At 63.6% G+C, this 20,058-nt stretch carries 14 protein-coding genes and 1 tRNA gene; 7 read left to right on the forward strand and 8 right to left on the reverse strand.

The features are described 5' to 3' along the window. Positions 1 to 45 precede the first annotated feature (45 nt). Together API01S_RS13410 and API01S_RS13415 are read left to right on the forward strand one after the other, a co-directional pair. Positions 46 to 2,976, forward strand: a complete 2,931-nt coding sequence (locus API01S_RS13410; RefSeq protein ID WP_061305554.1) for a c-type cytochrome — start codon at positions 46 to 48, stop codon at positions 2,974 to 2,976. A 58-nt stretch (positions 2,977 to 3,034) separates the two neighbouring features. Further along, entirely contained in the window at positions 3,035 to 4,351 is a 1,317-nt protein-coding gene (locus API01S_RS13415) for an MFS transporter (RefSeq protein WP_006215935.1), read from the forward strand. 50 nt (positions 4,352 to 4,401) lie between these two features. On the opposite strand, the gene API01S_RS13420 is transcribed toward API01S_RS13415, so the two are convergent. Together API01S_RS13420 and API01S_RS13425 are read right to left on the reverse strand one after the other, a co-directional pair. Beyond that, entirely contained in the window at positions 4,402 to 4,869 is a 468-nt protein-coding gene (locus API01S_RS13420) for a MarR family winged helix-turn-helix transcriptional regulator (RefSeq protein WP_006215934.1), read from the reverse strand. Positions 4,870 to 5,009: 140 nt separating this feature from the next. After that, on the reverse strand, positions 5,010 to 5,960 hold the full coding sequence (locus API01S_RS13425) for a LysR family transcriptional regulator (protein ID WP_061304775.1): 951 nt from the start codon (positions 5,958 to 5,960) through the stop codon (positions 5,010 to 5,012). Positions 5,961 to 6,179: 219 nt separating this feature from the next. Between API01S_RS13425 and API01S_RS13430 the strand changes: the two genes are divergently transcribed. Genes API01S_RS13430 through API01S_RS13440 form a run of 3 tightly spaced genes read left to right on the forward strand, consistent with a single transcriptional unit; the run spans position 6,180 to position 9,507 of the window. Next, positions 6,180 to 7,139: a Bug family tripartite tricarboxylate transporter substrate binding protein gene (locus API01S_RS13430; protein WP_231689358.1), complete on the forward strand. Its 960-nt coding sequence runs from the start codon at positions 6,180 to 6,182 to the stop codon at positions 7,137 to 7,139. 30 nt (positions 7,140 to 7,169) lie between these two features. Beyond that, positions 7,170 to 8,885 carry an N-acyl-D-amino-acid deacylase family protein gene (locus API01S_RS13435; protein ID WP_061304777.1) on the forward strand — a complete coding sequence of 572 codons (1,716 nt, stop codon included), beginning with the start codon at positions 7,170 to 7,172 and terminating at the stop codon, positions 8,883 to 8,885. Further along, positions 8,878 to 9,507 (forward strand): malonic semialdehyde reductase, encoded by a 630-nt coding sequence (locus API01S_RS13440; RefSeq protein ID WP_254598444.1) that lies wholly within the window; start codon positions 8,878 to 8,880, stop codon positions 9,505 to 9,507. Before API01S_RS13435 ends, API01S_RS13440 begins: the two co-directional genes overlap by 8 nt. A 107-nt stretch (positions 9,508 to 9,614) precedes the next feature. Here API01S_RS13440 and API01S_RS13445 read toward each other — a convergent pair whose 3' ends face one another. From API01S_RS13445 to API01S_RS13465, 5 genes are all read right to left on the reverse strand, one after another. Next, the gene (locus API01S_RS13445; RefSeq protein ID WP_061304779.1) at positions 9,615 to 10,733 is read right to left on the reverse strand and encodes a Fic family protein; all 1,119 of its coding nucleotides are present in this window, start codon (positions 10,731 to 10,733) and stop codon (positions 9,615 to 9,617) included. Between the two features lie 82 nt (positions 10,734 to 10,815). Further along, complete coding sequence (locus API01S_RS13450; RefSeq protein ID WP_061304781.1) at positions 10,816 to 11,790, reverse strand: zinc-dependent alcohol dehydrogenase family protein; 975 nt, start codon at positions 11,788 to 11,790, stop codon at positions 10,816 to 10,818. Between the two features lie 63 nt (positions 11,791 to 11,853). Next, entirely contained in the window at positions 11,854 to 12,156 is a 303-nt protein-coding gene (locus API01S_RS13455; RefSeq protein WP_061304782.1) for an ArsR/SmtB family transcription factor, read from the reverse strand. A 245-nt stretch (positions 12,157 to 12,401) separates the two neighbouring features. Continuing rightward, positions 12,402 to 12,486, reverse strand: a tRNA-Leu gene (locus API01S_RS13460). A gap of 163 nt (positions 12,487 to 12,649) precedes the next feature. After that, on the reverse strand, positions 12,650 to 14,035 hold the full coding sequence (locus API01S_RS13465) for a uracil-xanthine permease family protein (RefSeq protein ID WP_050729644.1): 1,386 nt from the start codon (positions 14,033 to 14,035) through the stop codon (positions 12,650 to 12,652). A gap of 169 nt (positions 14,036 to 14,204) precedes the next feature. Here API01S_RS13465 and API01S_RS13470 point away from each other — a divergent pair, with 169 nt between their 5' ends. Then, entirely contained in the window at positions 14,205 to 15,605 is a 1,401-nt protein-coding gene (locus API01S_RS13470) for a DKNYY domain-containing protein (RefSeq protein ID WP_061304784.1), read from the forward strand. A gap of 140 nt (positions 15,606 to 15,745) precedes the next feature. Further along, positions 15,746 to 17,644, forward strand: coding sequence for a molecular chaperone HtpG (htpG, locus tag API01S_RS13475; protein WP_061304786.1), 1,899 nt, complete (start codon positions 15,746 to 15,748; stop codon positions 17,642 to 17,644). A 267-nt stretch (positions 17,645 to 17,911) separates the two neighbouring features. On the opposite strand, the gene API01S_RS13480 is transcribed toward htpG, so the two are convergent. Next, entirely contained in the window at positions 17,912 to 20,056 is a 2,145-nt protein-coding gene (locus tag API01S_RS13480) for an acetate--CoA ligase family protein (protein WP_061304788.1), read from the reverse strand. Positions 20,057 to 20,058 lie beyond the last annotated feature (2 nt).

Genomic DNA, 20,058 nt, shown 5'->3' on the forward strand with positions numbered 1-20,058 from the left:
CCGACGTCGGATCCCGCTTTGCTGTCTACGCAGGCCTTCGGGAACATGCCCCGAATTCCGCCCGCGGATCTGCTGCATGGCCTGGCCTTGCGGCCGCCTGCCGTGCTTTGGGATGGCGCGCGGTATCGGGGCAGCGTCTTGCAAGCGGTGCAGCTGGATCACGCGCGCACGCTGGCGGGTGTGGTGGCGACGGTGCGGCGCGCGCACTATGCAGGCGTCGTCGCCGTGTCGCCCGTCTACGCAAGGCAAGCGGCGGCGGCCTTGGCCCCGGTGTGGCAAGCTCCAGATAGTTTGGCGTCAACGCCCCACTACGAGGACGAGGGGGAGTCGCCCCATTACACGCTGCGGCTGGCCAGCGCGCCATCGGCCGCCGGCGCGCGGGTCACGGCATGGACGCTGAACGGACATGCCAGCGTGTGGCTGCCTGCGTGCGCGCAAGGCGTGCAAGCGCAGATCCGCCGTGACCTGGCGGCTCTGCTGCACCTGCCCGACGCGGCAATCAGCCTCTTTGCCGAAGACGCGCATGTCGATGGACCGAGCGCGGCGCACCCACTGGATTTGATGGACGCCGCCGCCGATGCGGCATTGTTGTCGCAAGCAGCCGGGCGGCCGGTGTGCGTGCCGTGTCCGGTGGGCATGGCAGATGAATTGAGTTTGCGCGTGCAGGCGGGGCGTCCCGCGATGGATGCCGCGCACGATGTGAACTTGGATTCGATGTTGGACGTCGTAGCGCCGGCTTTCGACGCGAAGACGACGTTGGCATCGGACGCACCCTGGGCCGTGCGCCCAAGCCTTGCACGGCTGTTGAGCGAGCCTGCCCAGTCTGGCCCGTCGGCGCACGCGACGGTGTGTGGCGGCATTGACGTAACGTCCACGAAGCGCGCGTCGCAACCCCTGCGCGCCAGTGTGGACGAGTTGAATGCCGCGCAGGTGTTCGCGGAAGAAAGTCTGTGGCACGAAGACGCGCTGGCCAAAGGCGAAGATCCCGTCGCCTGGCGGTTGCAGCATCTGCAGGAGGGCAGGGGGCGCGAGCTTGCCCGCCAGGTGGCGGACCGCGCGGTTGAGCCGACCGACGCCGAGGCGCCAGCCGTTGCAGGCGCATTGCACGGCACGGGCTTTGCCACCGCGCAGGTGCAGTGCGTTGACGAGGATGGCGCATCGCGCATGGTCTGGGCCGCCTGGGTCGCCGACGTATCGGTCGAACCCGGTACGGGGCGGGTCGATGTCACCCGCGTCGTGGCCGGGCATGACAGTCAACGCTTGCAGTCGGCGCAGGCGGCAAGCGTGCACGCGCGGATCGAACAGCAAACCCCGTGGCTGCTGGACAATGCGCGTCGGCTGCTGGCAGCGCCCTCCGCCTTCGACGACTGGAGCAGTCCGTCGTTCAGTGATGAAGGGCTGGCTCTGCGTCCTGATGAGGCCGACAGCGCGATGCAGCTGGGCGATTCGTCCGTAGGCGAGCTGTCGCAAGGGCGTTTGGCGGTGGACGGCGTCGTCACCTTGCCGGCCGCTGCCGCCATCGCCAACGCCATTCACAACGCCACCGGCGTGCGTCTGCGGCAAGCGCCTTTCGACACCGAATCGTTGCGGCAGGCATTGCAAGCCCCGCGCCGTGCGACGACGCGCGGCCGGCTTGCGCGAGCCGGAGCGTGGCTGGCGGCGGGCATGGCGAGTGTCGCGGGCGTGGCCGGCATGGCGGTGGCGCTGTGGCCGTTCAAGCCCGCGCTGCCGTTGACGGCTGGCCCGGACGTGTCGCTGTATTCGATGCGGGCCATTGAACGCGGCCGGCTGGTCGCGGCGGCCGGCGACTGCGTGGCCTGCCACACCGCGCCGGGCGGCCAGCCCAACGCGGGCGGCCTGGCGCTGGACACGCCATTCGGCACCATCTACACCACCAACATCACACCCGACAACGACACCGGTATCGGCCGCTGGTCCTACACCGCGTTTGAACGCGCGATGCGCCAGGGCGTGCACCAGGACGGCCGCCAGCTCTATCCCGCATTCCCGTACACCGCCTACGCCAAGTTGAGCGACGCCGACATGCAGGCGCTGTATGGCTACCTGATGTCGCAACCTTCTGTTAAGGCCGAACCGCCCAAGACGCAGCTGGCCTTCCCCTTCAACATGCGTCCGCTGCTGGCCGGTTGGAACGCGCTGTTCCACGACGCTACGCCCTTCACGCCGGACCCCTCGCGCAGCGCGCAGTGGCTGCGCGGCGCGTATCTGGTGGAAGGCGTGGGCCACTGCGCCGCCTGCCATTCGCCGCGCAACTCCTTGGGCGCGGAGAAGAAGGGCGTGCATTATCTGGCGGGCGGCGAGGCCGAGGGATGGACCGCGCCCGCGCTGAACCAGTTGGCCAGCGGCCCGCGCGCATGGTCGGGCGACGAGCTGTTCCAGTATCTGCGCACCGGCTATTCGCCCAGCCACGGCGTGGCGGCCGGGCCGATGGCGCCCGTCATCCACGGCCTGGCTGAATTGCCCGACAGCGACGTCAAGGCCATCACGACCTATCTGCTGGACTTGCCGACGCCTGCAAGCCCGCGCCCCGAGCCCGTCGTGGCGGCTGCGGCTGCGGCTCCGGCCGCCAACATGCAGGCGGCCAGCGATAGCGCGACCCTGCATTCCCTTCAGGGCCGCCGCGCCAACGGCGAGCGCATCTATCAGAACGCCTGCGCGATGTGTCACGACACAGCCGCCGGCCCCACCTTGTTCGGCGCCAGGCCCTTGTTGAGCGCGAACACGAACCTCTATGCCGACACGCCCGACAACCTGATCCAGGTGATCCTGAACGGCATCCAGGAACCAGCCGATGACGCGCTGGGATACATGCCCGCGTTCAAGGACAGCTTGAACGACACGCAGGTCGCGGATCTGGTCGGATATCTGCGCGAACGCTTCGCGCCAGACAAGCAGGCTTGGCCGGACACCACGGCAACGATTAAACGGCTGCGCGACTCTGCGCAGCTGGATTAAGGAAACGCGGCCACAACGCGTGCAGCTTTAGTGATGATCACATCAAGGGGTTTCATCTATGTCAGCTTCATTGGTATCCGTGGACAAGGCCATTCAGGTGGCCGGTGTCGGCAAGTTCCAGTATCGGCTTTTCGTGATCTTTGGCCTGGTCTGGATGGCCGACGCCATGCAGGTGTTGTCCATCGGCTTTTCCGCGCCGTCCATCGCCAAGACCTTTGGCATCACCGTGCCGCAGGCGCTGCAAAGCGGCACGTTCTTCTTTATCGGCATGCTGATCGGCGCCTTCGTCTTCGGGCGGATGGCGGACCGCATCGGCCGTCGCCCGGTCCTGATGATCGCGGTGGTCATCGACGCCTGCGCGGGCGTGGCGTCGGCCTTCGCGCCTGAGTTCACGTGGTTGTTGCTGCTGCGCTTCCTGACGGGCATCGGCGTGGGCGGCACACTGCCGGTGGACTACACGATGATGGCGGAATTCCTGCCCAGCGATCGCCGTGGCCGCTGGCTGGTGCTGCTGGAATCGTTCTGGGCCGTGGGCACCATCTTCCTGGCGCTGCTGGCGCTGGCGGCCGTGTCCTGGGGCGATGACGCTTGGCGCGTGATCTTCTTCGTCACGGGTCTGCCGGCGCTGATCGGCGTGGTGCTGCGTTTCTACATTCCCGAATCGCCGATGTACCTGAACCGAAACGGAAAATCGGATCAGGCGCGCAAGGTGCTGGAACGCGTGGCCCGCGTCAACGGCCGAGGCGCGCAAGTGCCCGAGTTGCAACCGGAAACGCCCGTGCACAAGTCCATGTTCGCCCTGTTCTCGCCCAACTACCGGCGGCGCAGCATCGGGCTGTTTCTGGCGTGGGCGCTGATCTCGATCGCCTACTACGGCGTCTTCGTGTACCTGCCCGTGAAACTGAGCACCGAAGGCTTTGCCTTCATGCGCGGCCAGGAATTCCTGGTGCTGCTGGCGCTGGTGCAGTTGCCCGGCTTCGCGCTGTCCGCCTATGGCGTAGAACGCTGGGGCCGCAAGCCCACGCTGGTCGGCTTCCTGATCCTGAGCGCCGTGGGTTGCATGCTGTACAGCCTGGGCACCTCGCCCGCCGTGGTGATCGGTTCGACCTTGCTGATGAGCTTTTCGCTGCTGGGCACCTGGGGCGCGTTGTACGCCTTCACGCCCGAGGTCTACCCGACCGACCTGCGCGCCAGTGGCATGGGCATGGCGGGCGCCGTGGCGCGTTTTGGCGGGCTGTTCGCACCGGCCATCATCGCGCCCATCATGACCAGCCACTTCACGCTGTCGCTGGTGGTGTTGTCCAGCATGCTCGTGGCGGGCGCATTGGCGATCTGGTCCGTGGACGTCGAATCGCGGAACCGCGCGCTGGATTGATCACGCGCTAGAAAGGCCGCCTTGCGCGGCCAGACACGGCGGCGAATGGGTCAGACCTGTTCGTCGCCGTTCAGCATTTTGCTCAATAGAAAATGCAGCGCCACGCGTTCGGCGGGATTCAGATTGCCGTAGGTACTTTCGGTGATCTGCTTGGCGAAGGGCTCCATCTCTTGAACCAGGGACTGCCCGATAGGCGTGAGGTTGATCACCACCTTGCGCCGGTCGGTCGGGTCGTGGTCCACCTGCACCAATTCGCGCTGCTTCAAGCGATCCACCACGCCTCGCACCGTCGCCTGATCGATGACGGTAGCCTTGACCAGGTCCGCCAGCGAGCTTGCACCGTTATCCCGCACCGAACACAGCACGACGAACTGCGCCGCCGTGAGCTGGGAGTCGGGGATGTAGTGCTGGAACAAAGCGGTATGCCGCTGATAGACACGCCGCAGCAGGTGGCCGATCTGATCAGAAAACAAATAGCCTTCCGTGGTGGACGAGGACTTGCCTTTTAGATTGCGCATAAGCCTATCCGAAGCAATGCAAGGGTCATGATGATTTATGTCAATGGTGAATAGGTTGCTAGTTTGCCAGCAGCGGGCGGGTTTGCGGGGTGAAAGGCGGGCGTGTTAGGACTGGCTGCCCTGAGCCTGATCACGTAAGGTTATTGTCGCTTGCGCGTGGCGGGCGGCTCGGCGGCCGATGCGTCGCTGGCCAGAAAGCTCTGCACCAAGGTGATGATGCGCTCTGCTGTGGGCGACAAGCTGCGCCGCGCGCGGTGTATGACGCTGTAGGTCAATTTGCCAGAGGCGGGGTAGGGCAGCGGCAAGGCGACCAGCTGGCCCAGGTCCAGATCCGGGCCGATGGCTTCCCGTGTACAGAACAGCACTACGTCGCTATTGATGGCGACGTCGCGCAGCACGCTCACGCTGTCGCATTCAAATGCGATCGGCAGTTCGTGCGGTCCGCTTACTTGGTACAGCTTGGCCAGATACTCGCGCGCTCGCTGCGGCAGGTCGGTGGCGGCCAGCCGGTACTGCGCCAGGGCCGCGCGCAGCTTCGGTTTGCGCACCGCCAGCAGGGGATGGCCTGCCCGCACGAACAAGCCGCCATGCTGAGGCGGCAGCGCGCGGACGGTGAAGTCGGTGGGTGGGGGAAGACTGTGGGTGACGGCCACCGCGAAGTCCAGCTTGTCCAGCAGCAGTTTGTCCAGCAACCGTTGCCAGCTTTCAATTTCCACATGCACGCTCAGTCCCGGATGTTCGCGAGCCAGCTGCACCATGAGCGGCGACAAAAAGCCGGCGGCGGGAAACGCGCCTATTCCCAGGTTGACGTGGCCGGTGTCGTGGCCTCGCATCAGTTCAGCCTCGCGCCGTAAGGCGATCACATCGGCCAGGATGCGCTGCGAACGATCCAGCACCATTTTCCCCGCCTGCGTTGGCGTGACGCCGATGGAAGCACGGTCGACCAATACCAGCCCCAGCGTTTCCTCCAGCGACTGGATGCTGCGAGTCAGAGCGGATTGCGTCAGGTGCAGGCGCTGGGCCGCGCGCGAAAAATGTCGTTCCTCGGCAAGGACGGAAAAGTGCTGAAGCGAACGTATCGTCAGACTCATGAGATTTCCTCATTAAGAATCTGCTGAATATGCATTTGATTGGCGTACGTAGCAAGATCTAAAACAGGCTGTCTGCGGAGCCTGCATCGGTTGAAACCGGCCGGACGGACAGACCATCAGAGTGCCGCGCGATCTTCGCGACGGCGCCAACCTCGGCGAGGAGACAATATGAGAATCAAGCCTTTCTTACGTAGGGCGGGCAGGAATGGCGTCGCGGCGTTGGCGGCGCTGACCTGTTCAGGGATGGTCGTCGCGGCGTCCGGGGCGGACGAGGCCTGGCCGGTGGCAGGCAAGCCGATACGTCTGGTTGTGCCGTTTCCTGCCGGCTCGGGTTCCGACGCGCTGGCGCGGATGCTGTCGGCAAAGGTCACGCAGCAGACCGGCGCGGTCATCATCGTCGACAACAAACCGGGCGCCAGCACGATGATTGGTGCGCAGGACGTCGCGCGCGCCAAACCCGACGGCAATACCTTGCTGTACACCATCGTCGTCACGCATACGCAGAATCCCCATATCTACAAGAAGTTGTCCTATGACCCGGTCAAGGACTTCACGCCTGTCATCCAGGTGGTGCGGTCGGCGACGGTGCTGGTAGCCGGCAAAGACACGCCGTTTTCCACCACGGCCGAGATGATCGCGTATGCGAAAGCGCATCCGGGAAAACTCAACTACGCCTCATACAGTCTGGGATCGACGTCGCATCTGAACGGCGAAATTCTCAAGATGCAGACCGGAACGGACATCGTCCACGTGCCCTACAAAGGGACCGCTGACGCCAGCCGGGCGTTGCTGGCCGGCGATGTGCAGATCTATTTCGATGGCACGGCGACGGCGGTGGAAAACGCCAAGGCCGGCAAGGTGAAGCTGCTGGGTCCCGCCACCGAGCGTCGGCTGAGCGTACTGCCCGACTTACCCACACTTGAAGAGCAGGGCATCTCCGGTTTGAACATCGTGGGCTGGCAGGGAATTTTCGGGCCTGGCGGCATGTCGCCGGCGCTTTCCGAGCGAGTGGCGAAGGTGTTTCGCGCGGCGCTGGAGCAGCCGGACGTCCGTCAGTCGATCGAGTCGTTGGGCAACGAAGTCAGCGGGGCGGGGCCGGATGAGTTTTCGGCCATTGTGCGGCGCGACAGCCAGCGGTGGGGCGAGGTCATCAAGCGGATTGGGCTGGTGCTGGAATAACAGGTCGGAGACGGCTGCAAGGAGCATGGGATGCACGAATTAGTGATACGTGGGGGCACGATAGTGGACGGGTCAGGCGCCCCGGCCCAGGCCGGCGACCTGGCTATCGACGGCGGACGGGTGACGCAGGCGGGAGGCAAGGCCGGACCGGGCTTGCGCGAGATCGACGCGCAGGGCGCGCTGGTCACGCCCGGCTGGGTGGATATCCATACCCACTACGATGGCCAGGCAACCTGGGACCCATATCTCAGTCCCTCGACTTGGCACGGGGTCACGACCGCCATCATGGGCAACTGTGGCGTCGGCTTCGCACCGGTCAAGCCTGATCGTCGCGAATGGCTGATCAAGGTCATGGAGGGGGTGGAGGACATCCCCGGCTCGGTGCTGTCCGAAGGAATACAGTGGGACTGGGAAACATTTCCCCAGTATCTTGATGCGCTGGACAGGCGCCCCAAGGCACTGGATATCGGAGCGCAGATTCCGCACAGCGCGGTGCGCGCCTATGTCATGGGCGAGCGGGCAATCCATCACGATGAAGCATCGCCCGAGGATCTGCTGGCGATGCGCGCAGTAGTGCGAGAGGCCCTCGTGGCCGGCGCTGTCGGTTTTTCCACGTCGCGCACGTTTCTGCATAAGTACGACGACCGCAAATATCCGCCGGGCACGTTCGCCACCGGCGAAGAAATCAGCGCGCTGGGATCGGTCATGGGAGAGGTCGGCCACGGCGTATTCCAGATGACGGCCAACCATCCTGCGATGGAAGCGGAGCTTCCCTGGCTGGAGCAACTGGCTCGCCATAATCGCCTGCCCGTCTTGTTCAATCTTCAGCAGACCGACGCGGCGCCGGACGTCTGGAAACAGATCCTGCGGACCTTGGATCAGGCGCGCGACGAAGGCGTGCCATTGCTGGCCGGCATCAGCGGGCGTCCACTGGGCATTCTGTTTTCATGGCAGAGCTCGCTGCATCCCTTTATTGCGCACCCGAGCTACCAGGCTCTGCAGGCACTGCCCTTTGCCGAGAAGCTGGCTCGCCTGCGCGAGCCGGAGACCCGCCGCAAGATCATGAATGAGCAGCGCGGGTTGCTGGATCGTCGCGCCGAGACGCTGTTCAGCAGCTTCCACAAGATCTTCCGGCTGGGCAAGGAACCCGACTACGAACCCCTGCCAGAGGAAAGCGTGGCGGCGATGGCGCAGCGCACCGGGCAGGCGCCGCTGGAGATCGTGTATGACCTGATGCTGGAGAACGACGGGCACGCCATTCTCTACTATCCTTCGTTCAATTATTCCTACGAGAACCTGGACCATCTGCATCAGTTGATGCAGCACGGCAATACCGTCAACAGCCTGTCGGATGGCGGCGCCCATTGTGGCTACATCTGCGACGTCAGCCTGCCCACGTTCATGTTGACGCACTGGACGCGGGATCGTCGCCGCGGCCCCTTGCTTGCGCTGGAACACGTTGTGCGGCGGCAGACGCACGACACGGCGATGGTGTACGGTCTGGCGGATCGCGGCCTGCTGCGGGCCGGCTACAAGGCCGATGTGAACATCATCGATCCCGAGGCATTGCGCGTGCATTGTCCGGAGATGGTGTTCGATTTGCCGGGCGGCGGGCGCAGGCTGGTGCAGCGCGCCGACGGATACCTGGCCACGTTGGTCAACGGCGTGCCGATTTTTGAGCAGGGTCTGGCCACGGGAAATTTCCCGGGCAAGCTGTTGCGCGGCGGAGACCCGCGCCATGTTTGATCCCGCAGAAGCGCTGTCAGCTACCCCGTGGGAAGATGGGGTGGGCAACTGCGGCCTGGACCGGCTGTTCCTGTCGGCGCGCACCGTGCGCCACTGGCGCGACACGCCGGTGCCTACGTCGATGCTGGCGCAGCTCCATGAACTGGCAAGCCTGGGGCCGACGTCCGCCAACTGCCAGCCGCTGCGTATCGTCTTTGTGACGAGTCCAACAGAAAGAAGGGCGCTGATCGATTGCCTGGACGACGGCAATATTCGGCAGACCCAGGGTGCGCCTGTAACGGCCATCCTGGGCTACGACCTGCAATTCGCCGACAGGCTGATCGATCTATATCCGCATCAGCCGCAGGCAAAGCAATGGTTCACCCAAAGCCCCGCCGCAACCCGGGAAGCCGCTTTGAAGAACGGGAGCCTGCAAGCGGGTTACTTCATCTTGGCCGCGCGCGCGTTGGGCCTGGATTGTGGGCCGATGGGCGGCTTTGATGCTGACCGCGTCGGCGAACGTTTCTTTCCGCAGGGCGGTGTCGAGGTGAACTTCCTGTGCAACCTGGGATATGGCGAGCGGTCGGCAATGCATGAGCGTTTGCCCAGATTGGCGTTTGGGGATGCTTGCCGGATTGTTTAGGGGTTTCCCAGCAGCGGGCGGGTTGCGGGGGCAAGCAGAGTATCCCTCTGAAGCCACTGGCAGGCCTTTTGAACCCTGCGTATGCGTCCACGAGATCGTAGCAAGGCTTAGCGGCCTGGGACGATTTCATAATGCGTGCTACGTCCGCCCGCAGCGGCTTTTTGCAGGACGCCTAATTGGAGCAGCTCGGTTATGTCGCGCAGCGCCGTGTCTTGCGAACACTTTGCAAGCGATGCCCATTTGCTCGTCGTCAGCTTTCCTTCAAAACCATCCAGCATCCGGTTCAACACTTTGATTTGCCGTTCATTCATCGGAATGATCGCGGCCCGTCGCCAGAAGTTCGCCTTGCTGAACACCTGATCGAGCACTACATGAGCGCGCTTGATCGCCTTGAGCAGCGCCGCAAGAAACCATGCCAACCACGGCGTCACGTCCATGCCGCCTTTCTGCGTGTGTTCCAGGATGTCGTAATACGCCTTTCTTTCCCGTTGGATTTGCGCAGACAGGCTGTAAAAGCGTTGCGCGCTGCCATCGGCACGCGTCAACAGAAGATCCCCGATAGCACGCGCAATGCGGCCGTTGCCATCGTCAAACGGATGCAGCGTGACAAACCATAAATGACCCAGGCCGGCGCGAAGTAAGGCGGGCTGTGTCGGGGCAGCGTCATTCAGCCAGCCAAAAAAGCGCGCCATTTCCGCTTCCAGTGCGCGCGCGGGGGGCGTCTGGAAGTGAACTTTCTCACGGCCGATTGATCCCGACACAACCTGCATAGGGCCTTTGGCGTCGTTCCTCCAGCCCCCCACGTGGATGGTGCTGATGCCTGCGTAGCCGGTGGGAAACAGGGCTGCATGCCAACCGAACAAACGCTCGTGGTTCAGCGTAGCCATCGCATTGCTGGTGGCATCCAATACCATGTCCACAATGCCCTCGACATGGCGGTCAACTGGCGCCAACGCGCCGATCTCCACACCCAAGCGACGTGCTACGGAAGAACGAACCGATGCCACGCTCAGCGTCTCGCCTTCGATTGCACTGGTTTGCACGACGTCTTCGGTCAGTGCTGCCAAGCTGGCCTCGCCACGCAGAGCCAAGCCCACGTCCGCCAGACGGCCCAGCAGCAGACCTTGCTCGCGGCTGACCGCCGCCAAGGAGTCGGCCAGGGCGGGGAGGTCATATTGCCAATTGGGCCAATGCGGCGATTGCCAGATGTATTCACCGTAATTCATGCGGTGATTGTGTCGAGGGCGTAGTGCTGCCGTCAAACATTCGTGGGAGAGGATTGAGGACGTGGCAGGTCAGATGTGCATCTTAAGCATGATCCGGTGGCACAACGGCAATTGCGATTTTTCCTTGTAAACCATTGCCAGGGCTTTCCAACCGGGCATGGGCGAGCGGAATGTCGGCTAGGGAATACACGGCACCGATGTGCGGCCGCAGTTGTCCACGTTCCACCAAAGCGCTTAGTTCATCGAGCTTGCCGCGATTCTGCCTGGTGAATACGTAGTGGTAGCTGGCGTTTTTTCCCCAGGCTTGAATCAGGTTTTGGGGTTGCGCAGTATCTACAATCGTGACCACGCGCCCAAGTTGAGCCAGCGCGTCGGGACTACGAGACAGCGTGGCCCCGCCGATCGTGTCAAAGATCACATCAACGCCCTGGCCGTCCGTTGCGCGCATGACGGCATCGACATAGTCTTCCTTTTCATAGTCGATAAGAACGTCGGCGCCAAGGCTTCGCGCAAATTCAAAGTTTGCTTCACGCACCGTCGTGAATACCCTAGCGCCGATGGCCTTTGCAAGCTGGATCGCCAAGTGCCCGACGCCTCCGGCACCGCCGTGTATCAGGATGCTCTCTCCCACTCGCAGCCCGGCGCGCACGACTAGCGCTTCCCATGCCGTTCCGCCTGCCAGCGTCAGGCTGGCAGCTTCAAGATGACTCAACGAGGGAGGTTTCTTGCCGACGATGATTTCAGGCGCTACATGGTATTCGGCGTAACTGCCAGGGCCGTCAAAAATTTGCGGCGTGTACCAGACTTCATCTCCAGCAGAGAAAGCCGTCACGCCCAGACCGACTGCTTCCACAACGCCCGATATATCGTGACCGGTAATGCCCGGCAACGGCACCAGATCGGCGTAGTCTCCACGTCGAACCTGATAGTCCAGCGGATTGATCGAGGTCGCGTGTACCCGCACAAGAACTTGGCCGGCAGCCGGTGCTGGCTTGGGTACTTCAGATAGCTCGAAGGAGTTCGGGCCGCCAAATGCTCTAAGTACTAGTGCTTTCATTGTGGTTCCTTGTTTCGATAAAAAGGGATATCGGGAAATATCGATGTGTTGGGGCAAAAAAAATCAGAGCTCTTTACCGATTAACTCCGCCAGCGCGCTAATTGCCGCTTCATTCCGCTTGTAATAGGTCCATTGACCAATGCGGCGCACTTCGACCAAGCCTGCCTTTTGCAAAGTGGCGAGATAGTCAGACACCGTCGACTGCGAGAGTCCAACGCCTTCCTGGATGCTACTGACGCAGACTCCGACGGTATGTACATCCCCTTCATCTTGGGGCGGGAAATTCTTGGCCGGATCCTTTAGCCCACGCAAGATGTCCAGGCGCGTGCGATTGGAGAGGGCTTTGAATATCTCGAGCAAATTCATGGGGCGATGATATCGGAATTTAGCGATATGTCAATGCGGGGGTTGTCGATCGAGGTTTGCCTGCGCGACGACGTACGCACTCGTCAGTGCAGGATGAAGGCCTGCCGAAGTATCGCTCAGAGGGGTCGCGACGCGGGCGCGCGAACGAATAGGACAGCGAGTGACTCATTGTTGAGTCTGGCTTTTTTGCGTGTACGAGGGAGTTTGCTGCTGTTGCCGTCTTGCGAAACATCGACAAGAGGTCATGGTGCCCGGGGCCGGAATCGAACCGGCACGCCTTGCGGCGGGGGATTTTGAGTCCCCTGCGTCTACCAATTTCACCACCCGGGCAAGGGGGTCGCGAACACGTCCAGATGACGGCTGCGGGAGAACGAAGACAGCGATTATATGCAAACTTTCGGAAATTGTCAGGCGTCCCCTTTTCAGGGGCCGCCCGACCAGAGCGGAACGTGGCCATGCCCTCAAGCAAAGCCTTCCCGTCCCGCTCCCAGCATCACTTCTTTTCCGGCAGGAACCAGTTCATCACCAAGGCACAAATCCCTCCGGTGGCGACGCCCGACTCAAGCACGCTTTTGACTGCGTGCGGCAGGTGCGACAGGATCTCCGGGACTTGCGATACGCCGAGCCCTAAGGCCAGCGACACGGCGATGATCAGCAGTGCGCGGCGGTCCAGCTGGATGCCGGCCAGGATGTTGATGCCGGATGCGGCGACCGCGCCGAACATCACCATGGCCGCGCCGCCCAGGACGGGTTCGGGCACGGCCTGCAACACGCCGGCCACGCTGGGGAACAGGCCCAGCACGATCAGCATGCCCGCGATCCACACGCCGACGTGGCGGCTGGCGATGCCGGTCAGCTGGATCACGCCGTTGTTCTGCGCGAACACCGAGCTGGGGAAGGTGTTGAACACGCCTGCCAGCAGCGAGTTCGCACCATTGACCAGCACGCCGCCCTTGATGCGCTGCATCCAGAGCGGGCCTTCAACGGGCTGCTTGGACACCTTGCTGGTGGCGGTGACGTCGCCGATGGCTTCCAGCGACGTGACCAGGTAAATGATCAGCATCGGCACGAACAACGCCCACGAGAAGCCCAGGCCGAAGTGCAGCGGGACGGGGATCTGGAACAGGGCGGCTTCGCGGGCGCCGGTGAAGTCGAGGCGGCCCATGGCAGCGGCGGCGATGTAGCCCACGGCCAAAGCCAGCACCAGCGCGGTGCTGCGGATCCACACGACCGGCACGCGGTTCAACAGGATGATGGTGCCCAGCACCAGGCCGGACAGCGTCAGGTTCTCGGCGCTGGCGAAGGTGCCGTTGGCCATGGCGCCGAAACCGCCGCCCATGCTGATCAGGCCGACCTTGATCAAGGTCAGGCCAATCAGCAGCACGACGATGCCGGTGACCAAGGGCGTGATCAAGCGCTTCACGAAGGGCAGGATGCGGCTGATGCCCATTTCCACGAAGGATCCGGCGATGACGACGCCGAAGATCGCGGCCATGACGGCTTCGACCGGCGTGCCCTGCTTGACCATGACCGAGCCGCCCGCGATCAGCGGTCCGACGAAGTTGAAGCTGGTGCCCTGCACGATGAGCAAGCCCGCGCCCAGCGGGCCGAAGCGTTTGCACTGCACGTAGGTGGCGATGCCGGAGATGACCAGCGACATGGACACGATCAGCGTCGTGTCGCGGCTGCTGACGCCCAGCGCCTGGCAGATCAAGAGGCCGGGGGTGACGATGGGCACCAGGATGGCCAGCAGGTGCTGCAAGGCGGCCACGAAGGCGACGGGCGGCGCGGGGCGGTCGTCGGGACCGTAGACCAGATCGTGGCTGGGCGCGTCGTCGGGCGCGTGAGGGGCGGGTTGGGACAAGGAGGCGGGTTGCATGGGCGGAATAAGGCCGGCCGGATGGGGGAGGGAAGGAAAGTGCGCGATTTTAGCGGGGAAGTCATCGGACCGCCCTGCGAGATGAACGCAGGGCATGGCCCCGGGGCCGCTTGCTAGAATTTCGCGCCACCAACGTGATATCGACGAGGGCCCGCCGGGCGGGACAGAGATGCAGAAACGCACTAGATGGATCGGGATCGTTCTGGCTTTAGTGATTGCCGGCCTGCCGATGGCGTTATTGATACTGATCTTGGACGATGACGGCCACGCGTCCGCCGACGACGGGCAATCGTATCGATCCAGCATCTACAAGCGTTATCAAGACCATGTCTACGCCGCCGTGCCCAGCAATGGCTATTACCGGATGGACGAGGCGGACCCGGCCAGCTTCGAGCCATTTCCCACACAGGTATTCGACGGACGCCAAGCGGCCAAAGATAAACGCAACGTGTATTGCGGCAATCTGATCCTGCCGGGCATGGCGCCAGACAAAGCCCGATTTATCGGCAACAGTTATTTCAGCGACGGCGAGCAGACGGTTTACTGTTCGATGTTCTCGATAAGAAACCCGGACCTGGGCGCCCTGCGCGAAGTCTGGCAGACGATTCTGTATAAGACGGGGCATGGCCCCAAGCCGCAGACCTATCTGTACCCCTACCGCGTGTTGCCGGCCAGAGCTCAACCCTATCGGGCGTTATTGGACGGCGACCTGGCCACCGATGGGGCCCGCGCGTTTTACCGGGGGCGCGAGATGCCTGAAGCCAGCCCCGCGACGATGCGGCAACTGCCCTTGAGCAAGGGCGGCGATACCAGGCCCAGCCGCGATTATTTTGCCGATGGCAAGCGCGTTTATTTTCATGAGACGCGGCTTGCGTTATCGGATGCCCCCGCGCTGTCCGCGTTCCAGGTGGGCGACATGGATCGGCAGACCTATCTGCGCGATGCGCGCGACGGCATGGTTTATGTGGGCGCGCAGGCATTTGATGCGGCTAAGGCCCCATACCGGCTGTTGACCGATCGCGGCCAGCATATCTACCAGGCGCTGTTCGCGGGCCGGGACGGAATCTATTTCTATAACAGCCAGCAGCAGCGAATCGAGCGGGCGGGCGATGATCCATTTGCGTCGGGCCGGTTTACCGCGCTGTCGCCGTTTGTATTCACGGACGGCAAGACCCTGCTATTTCTGCAAGGCGAAGAGTCATGGGGATCGTCGCGCGGCGGCCGAGGCGGGCTGATCTCCCGGTCTACGTTGATCAAGCGCATGATCGACGCGCCCGTCGGACAGTGGCAAAAGCTGGGAGACGTCTACCACCGCTTTGGATCGGTCTGGCAAAACGGCGAGCAGCTTTTCTATTTAGACGAAACCGGCAGCAGCCAGCTTGTCTTCAGCCCCATCTACCGAATTCTCGATCGCGCGGCGGCGGATTTCCTGGTGGGTTCGCCGCAGACTAAGGAAATCAGGATGGACGATATCCGCAAGCTGATCCGCGAGGGGAAACTGGCCGCGCCTGCCAGTGAAGAGGTGCTGCAAGCCAAGACGCGGTATCGCGGCCTTCTGTCGCTATTTTGAAGCGGCCTTGAAAAGTTTCCGATAGCCCCCACATCAACAGGGTTTCCCGGAACTCGCGCGGGCACTGGTCCGCCGGGCTTTCCTGGCTTGCGATTATCTGATCGTTTCGTCCCTAATTTTTTCGACTTCTTATAAAACCCATGAGCCAAACCGCCACGTCTTCCACGTCCGAAACCCTGGGGTTCCAGGCCGAGGTGAAGCAACTGCTGCACCTGATGATCCATTCGCTGTACAGCAACAAGGAAATTTTCCTGCGCGAGCTGGTGTCGAACGCATCGGACGCCTGCGACAAGCTGCGCTTTGAAGCCATTGACCAGCCTGAGCTGCTGGAAGGCAACGGCGAGCTTGCCATCACGGTCAGCTACGACAAGGCCGCCCGCACCATCACCATTTCGGATAACGGGATTGGCCTGTCGCGCGAAGAAGCCGTGGCCAACCTGGGCACGATCGCACGTTCGGGCACGCGCGAATTCTTCTCGCAGCTGACGGGCGACAAGCAAAAAGACGCGCAACTGATCGGTCAGTTCGGCGTGGGCTTTTACTCGTCGTTCATCGTGGCGGACAAGGTCACTGTGGTCAGCCGCCGCGCTGGTGCTACGGACGCCATCCAGTGGGAATCGGACGGCCAGGGCGAATTCACGATTGCCGCCGCCGAGAAGGCCACGCGCGGCACCGACGTGACGCTGCACCTGCGCGCCGACGAAGACGAATTGCTGAACGGCTGGAAGCTGCGTGAAATCCTGCGCCGCTATTCCGATCACATCTCCTTGCCGATCCGCATGGCCAAGGAAGAGTGGGATCAGGAAAAGGGCGAACAGGTCAAGACCGAAGAACTCGAAACGGTGAACCAGGCCAATGCGCTGTGGGCCCGCAGCAAGTCGGAAGTGACCGAAGAGCAATACCGCGAGTTCTACAAGACGGTGTCGCACGACTACGACGACCCGCTGGCCTGGACGCACAACCGCGTCGAAGGCCGCAGCGAATACACGCAACTGCTGTACGTGCCCAAGCATGCGCCGATGGACATGTGGGACCGCGACGGCCGCCACGGCGTGAAGCTGTACGTCAAGCGCGTGTTCATCATGGACGACGCCGACCAACTGCTGCCGTCGTACCTGCGCTTTGTGCGCGGCGTGATCGATTCGGCCGACCTGCCGCTGAACGTGTCGCGTGAAATCTTGCAGGAAAGCCGCGACGTGCGCGCGATCCGCGAAGGCTCGGCCAAGCGCATCCTGTCGCTGCTGGAAGACCTGGCCGAGAACAAGCCGGAAGACTACGCCACGTTCTGGGCCGAATTTGGGCAGGTGCTCAAGGAAGGCGCGGGCGAAGACTCCGCCAACCTGGAACGCATCGCCAAGCTGATGCGCTTTGCGTCGACGCATTCGGGCGACCAGGCGCAGACGGTATCGTTTGCCGACTACGTGTCGCGCATGAAGGAAGGCCAGGACAAGATCTACTACGTCACGGCCGACACGTTCGCCGCCGCCAGCAATAGCCCGCACCTGGAAATCTTCCGCAAGAAGGGCATCGAAGTGCTGCTGCTGTCCGATCGCGTGGACGAATGGATGCTGTCCTACCTGCGCGAATTCGATGGCAAGTCGCTGGTGTCGGTGGCCAAGGGCGGCCTGGACCTGGCTGAACTGGCCGACGAAGAGGAAAAGAAGCATCAGGCCGAAGTGGCCGAAGACTTCAAGCCTTTGGTCGAGCGCCTGCAAAAGACGCTGGAAGATCAGGTCAAGGAAGTGCGCGTCACGTTGCGTCTGGTGGATTCGCCGGCGTGCGTGGTGGTGGGCCAGAACGAACTCAGCCCGCACCTGCTGCGCATGTTGAAGGCGGCCGGCCAGGAAGCGCCCAACGTCAAGCCGGTGCTGGAAATCAATCCTGAACATCCGTTGCTGGCACGCATCCGCGCTGCCGAAGATGGCGAGTTCGACCAGTGGGCGCGTCTGCTGCTGGATCAGGCGTTGCTGGCCGAAGGCGCGCAAATCGCCGACCCGGCCGCGTTCGTCAAGCGCTTGAACGCGTTGCTGTTGAAGTAATCGGCACGTTGCTGGAACAGGAGGGCGCCTGCGGGCGCCCTCTTTTGCTTGTGGAGGTGGGTTGCGGGGATTGTGGCACGCTGCGCCTTTCCGTAGCCAGGATTCGGCTATCGCAACAGCCTGCCCGTTTCCGAAGCCGGGATTCGGCGATCACGACAGATTGCGCGAACTACCGTTGTGCCACGCGCTAGCCGCCAGCCGACAACCGCCAACCTTAACGCTTACCGCCCATCGCCAACCGCGAATCCGCAATCCGCAAGCCTGACGTCACTGCGCGTCGACCGCCGTGTTCGGAATAAGCACAGCGTCCAGCGCCAACGCACCCTGTCCCTCAGGCAGCGCCAGCAGCGGGTTGATTTCCAGCGACGCAAAATCATTGCGATGCACATGCGCAAAACGCGAAAGCGCCACCAACGCATCGGCTAACGCATCGATGTCGCACGGGGGCGCGCCGCGTGCGCCTTGCAGCAGCGCATAGCCCTGGATTTCGCCGATCATTGCCCGCGCCTGGGCGTGGTCGAAGGGCGCGAGCCGGAAGCTGACGTCTTTAAGCACTTCGACGAACACGCCGCCCAGGCCGAACATCACCACCGGCCCGAAGATCGGGTCGCGGTGCACGCCCACGATGCACTCCACGCCCTTGGGCGCCATGGGCGCGACCAGCACGCCGTCGATCCGCGCATCGGGCCGATGCAGGCGCAGGCTATCCAGAATCGCTGCATAGCCTGCGCGCACGGCGTCTTCGCCGGACAGGTTCAGCTTGACGCCGCCTATGTCGCTCTTGTGCAGGATGTCAGGCGACACGACTTTCAAAACCACGGGTCCAGCGAGGCGGACGGCGGCGGCCACGGCGGCGTCGGCGTCCGTAGCAAGCGTGCAGTCCGGCACCGGCAAGCCCGCTTCGCGCAGCACCTCCATGGCCTGCACTTCGTTGTAGGCATCGCGTTGCAGGCCGGAGCGGGACAAGGCATTGCTGCCGGCATCGGATGTGGCGGCGTCCTCGACCTGCTCAGGCACTGCATCGCCCGCTTCCAAGCCGGACACCGCGCCTATCGTTCGGATCGCCGCGCTGGGGTCCACGAACACCAGCGCGCCCAGGCGTTCGAGTTCGCGGCGGCGTTCGGGGGGGAACAGCGCGCACAAGGCTAGCGGCACGTTGGGATGGCGGGCGCGCATTTCGCGGGCAAAGGTCTCGAAGGTGGGCCACAGCGCTTCGGACGATCCCGCTGCCGCCAGGAAGACGGCCAGCGCATCGTAGCGGCCGTCGGCCAGCATGTCGTCGGCGGTGGCCAGCAACAGGCCGGGTTCGGACACCACCTGGCCCGTGACGTCGACGGGGTTGCGCGGACCGGCGAACGGCACGCGTTCCAGCAGGCGCGCCTGTGCGGCGAGGTCGGGCTCGGGCAGCGACAAGCCGGCCTCCTGCGCCTCGTCCGCCATCAACGCACCCACGCCACCCGAGATCGTGAAGATGCCCAGCCGCTTGCCGGCCGGGCGCTGTTTCCAGGTGTCCAGCGCGTAACCCAGGTTGAAGAATTCTTCGATGCTGCGGGCGCGCAACGCGCCGTACTGGCGGAACAGCGCGTCGTAGACGGCGTCGTCGCCGGCCAGCGCGGCGGTATGAGACGCCGCTGCCTGGGCGCCCGCCTGCGTGCGCCCGATCTTGGTGACGACCACGGGCTTGCCGGCCTCGCGCGCGGCGGCCAGTGCGCGGCGCAGCTTGCCGCCGTCGCGGCAACCTTCCATGTAGGCCATGATGACGCGGGTGTCGGCGTCGCGCGCCAGCCAATCGATGCAGTCCGCCACGTCGATGTCGGCTTCATTGCCGGTGCTGATCCAGTGCGACAAGCCCAGCCCGCGCTCGCGCGCCATGCAGTACGCATAGGCCCCGAACGCGCCGCTCTGCGACACCATGCCGATGCCGCCCGGCGCCACCGCGCCGTTGGCGGGCGCTGGCGAGAACGTGGCGTAGACGTTGTGGCGGACGTTCATGAAACCCAGGCAGTTGGGCCCCAGCAGGCGAATGCCCCGGCTGCGCGCGATGTCGCACAACGCCGCCTGCATGGCGACGCCGGACTCGCCGGTTTCCGAGAAGCCCGACGTGAACACGACCGCACCGCCGACTTGGCCTGGCCGCGCGCATGCCAGCGCCTGCGCAGCCTGCGCGGCGGGCACGGCAAGAATCACCAGGTCCACTGGTCCATCCAGCGCGGCCAGGTCGGGCGCGGTGGGCAAGCCCTGGATGTTGTCGGCGCGCGGGTTGATGGGCAGGATGCGGCCGTCATAACCATGTTGCCGCAGCAGGCTGACGGGCATCGCGCCGATCTTGCCGGGTGTGGCGGATGCGCCGACGACGGCGATGCTGCGGGGGGTGAACAAACGGGTCAGCGAGGAATCGGGATGCAGGCTCATGG

This window comes from Achromobacter piechaudii NBRC 102461, from assembly GCF_001571245.1.
Taxonomy (GTDB): domain Bacteria; phylum Pseudomonadota; class Gammaproteobacteria; order Burkholderiales; family Burkholderiaceae_B; genus Achromobacter; species Achromobacter piechaudii.

Excerpts from the sequence above, each read along its gene's own strand:
- API01S_RS13435 (WP_061304777.1), top strand. The coding sequence starts at position 7,170 with ATGCACGAATTAGTGATACGTGGGGGCACGATAGTGGACGGGTCAGGC.
- API01S_RS13455 (WP_061304782.1), bottom strand. The coding sequence starts at position 12,156 with ATGAATTTGCTCGAGATATTCAAAGCCCTCTCCAATCGCACGCGCCTG.
- API01S_RS13410 (WP_061305554.1), top strand. The coding sequence starts at position 46 with ATGCCCCGAATTCCGCCCGCGGATCTGCTGCATGGCCTGGCCTTGCGG.
- API01S_RS13465 (WP_050729644.1), bottom strand. The coding sequence starts at position 14,035 with ATGCAACCCGCCTCCTTGTCCCAACCCGCCCCTCACGCGCCCGACGAC.
- API01S_RS13420 (WP_006215934.1), bottom strand. The coding sequence starts at position 4,869 with ATGCGCAATCTAAAAGGCAAGTCCTCGTCCACCACGGAAGGCTATTTG.
- htpG (WP_061304786.1), top strand. The coding sequence starts at position 15,746 with ATGAGCCAAACCGCCACGTCTTCCACGTCCGAAACCCTGGGGTTCCAG.
- API01S_RS13415 (WP_006215935.1), top strand. The coding sequence starts at position 3,035 with ATGTCAGCTTCATTGGTATCCGTGGACAAGGCCATTCAGGTGGCCGGT.
- API01S_RS13445 (WP_061304779.1), bottom strand. The coding sequence starts at position 10,733 with ATGAATTACGGTGAATACATCTGGCAATCGCCGCATTGGCCCAATTGG.
- API01S_RS13450 (WP_061304781.1), bottom strand. The coding sequence starts at position 11,790 with ATGAAAGCACTAGTACTTAGAGCATTTGGCGGCCCGAACTCCTTCGAG.
- API01S_RS13440 (WP_254598444.1), top strand. The coding sequence starts at position 8,878 with ATGTTTGATCCCGCAGAAGCGCTGTCAGCTACCCCGTGGGAAGATGGG.
- API01S_RS13470 (WP_061304784.1), top strand. The coding sequence starts at position 14,205 with ATGCAGAAACGCACTAGATGGATCGGGATCGTTCTGGCTTTAGTGATT.
- API01S_RS13425 (WP_061304775.1), bottom strand. The coding sequence starts at position 5,960 with ATGAGTCTGACGATACGTTCGCTTCAGCACTTTTCCGTCCTTGCCGAG.
- API01S_RS13480 (WP_061304788.1), bottom strand. The coding sequence starts at position 20,056 with ATGAGCCTGCATCCCGATTCCTCGCTGACCCGTTTGTTCACCCCCCGC.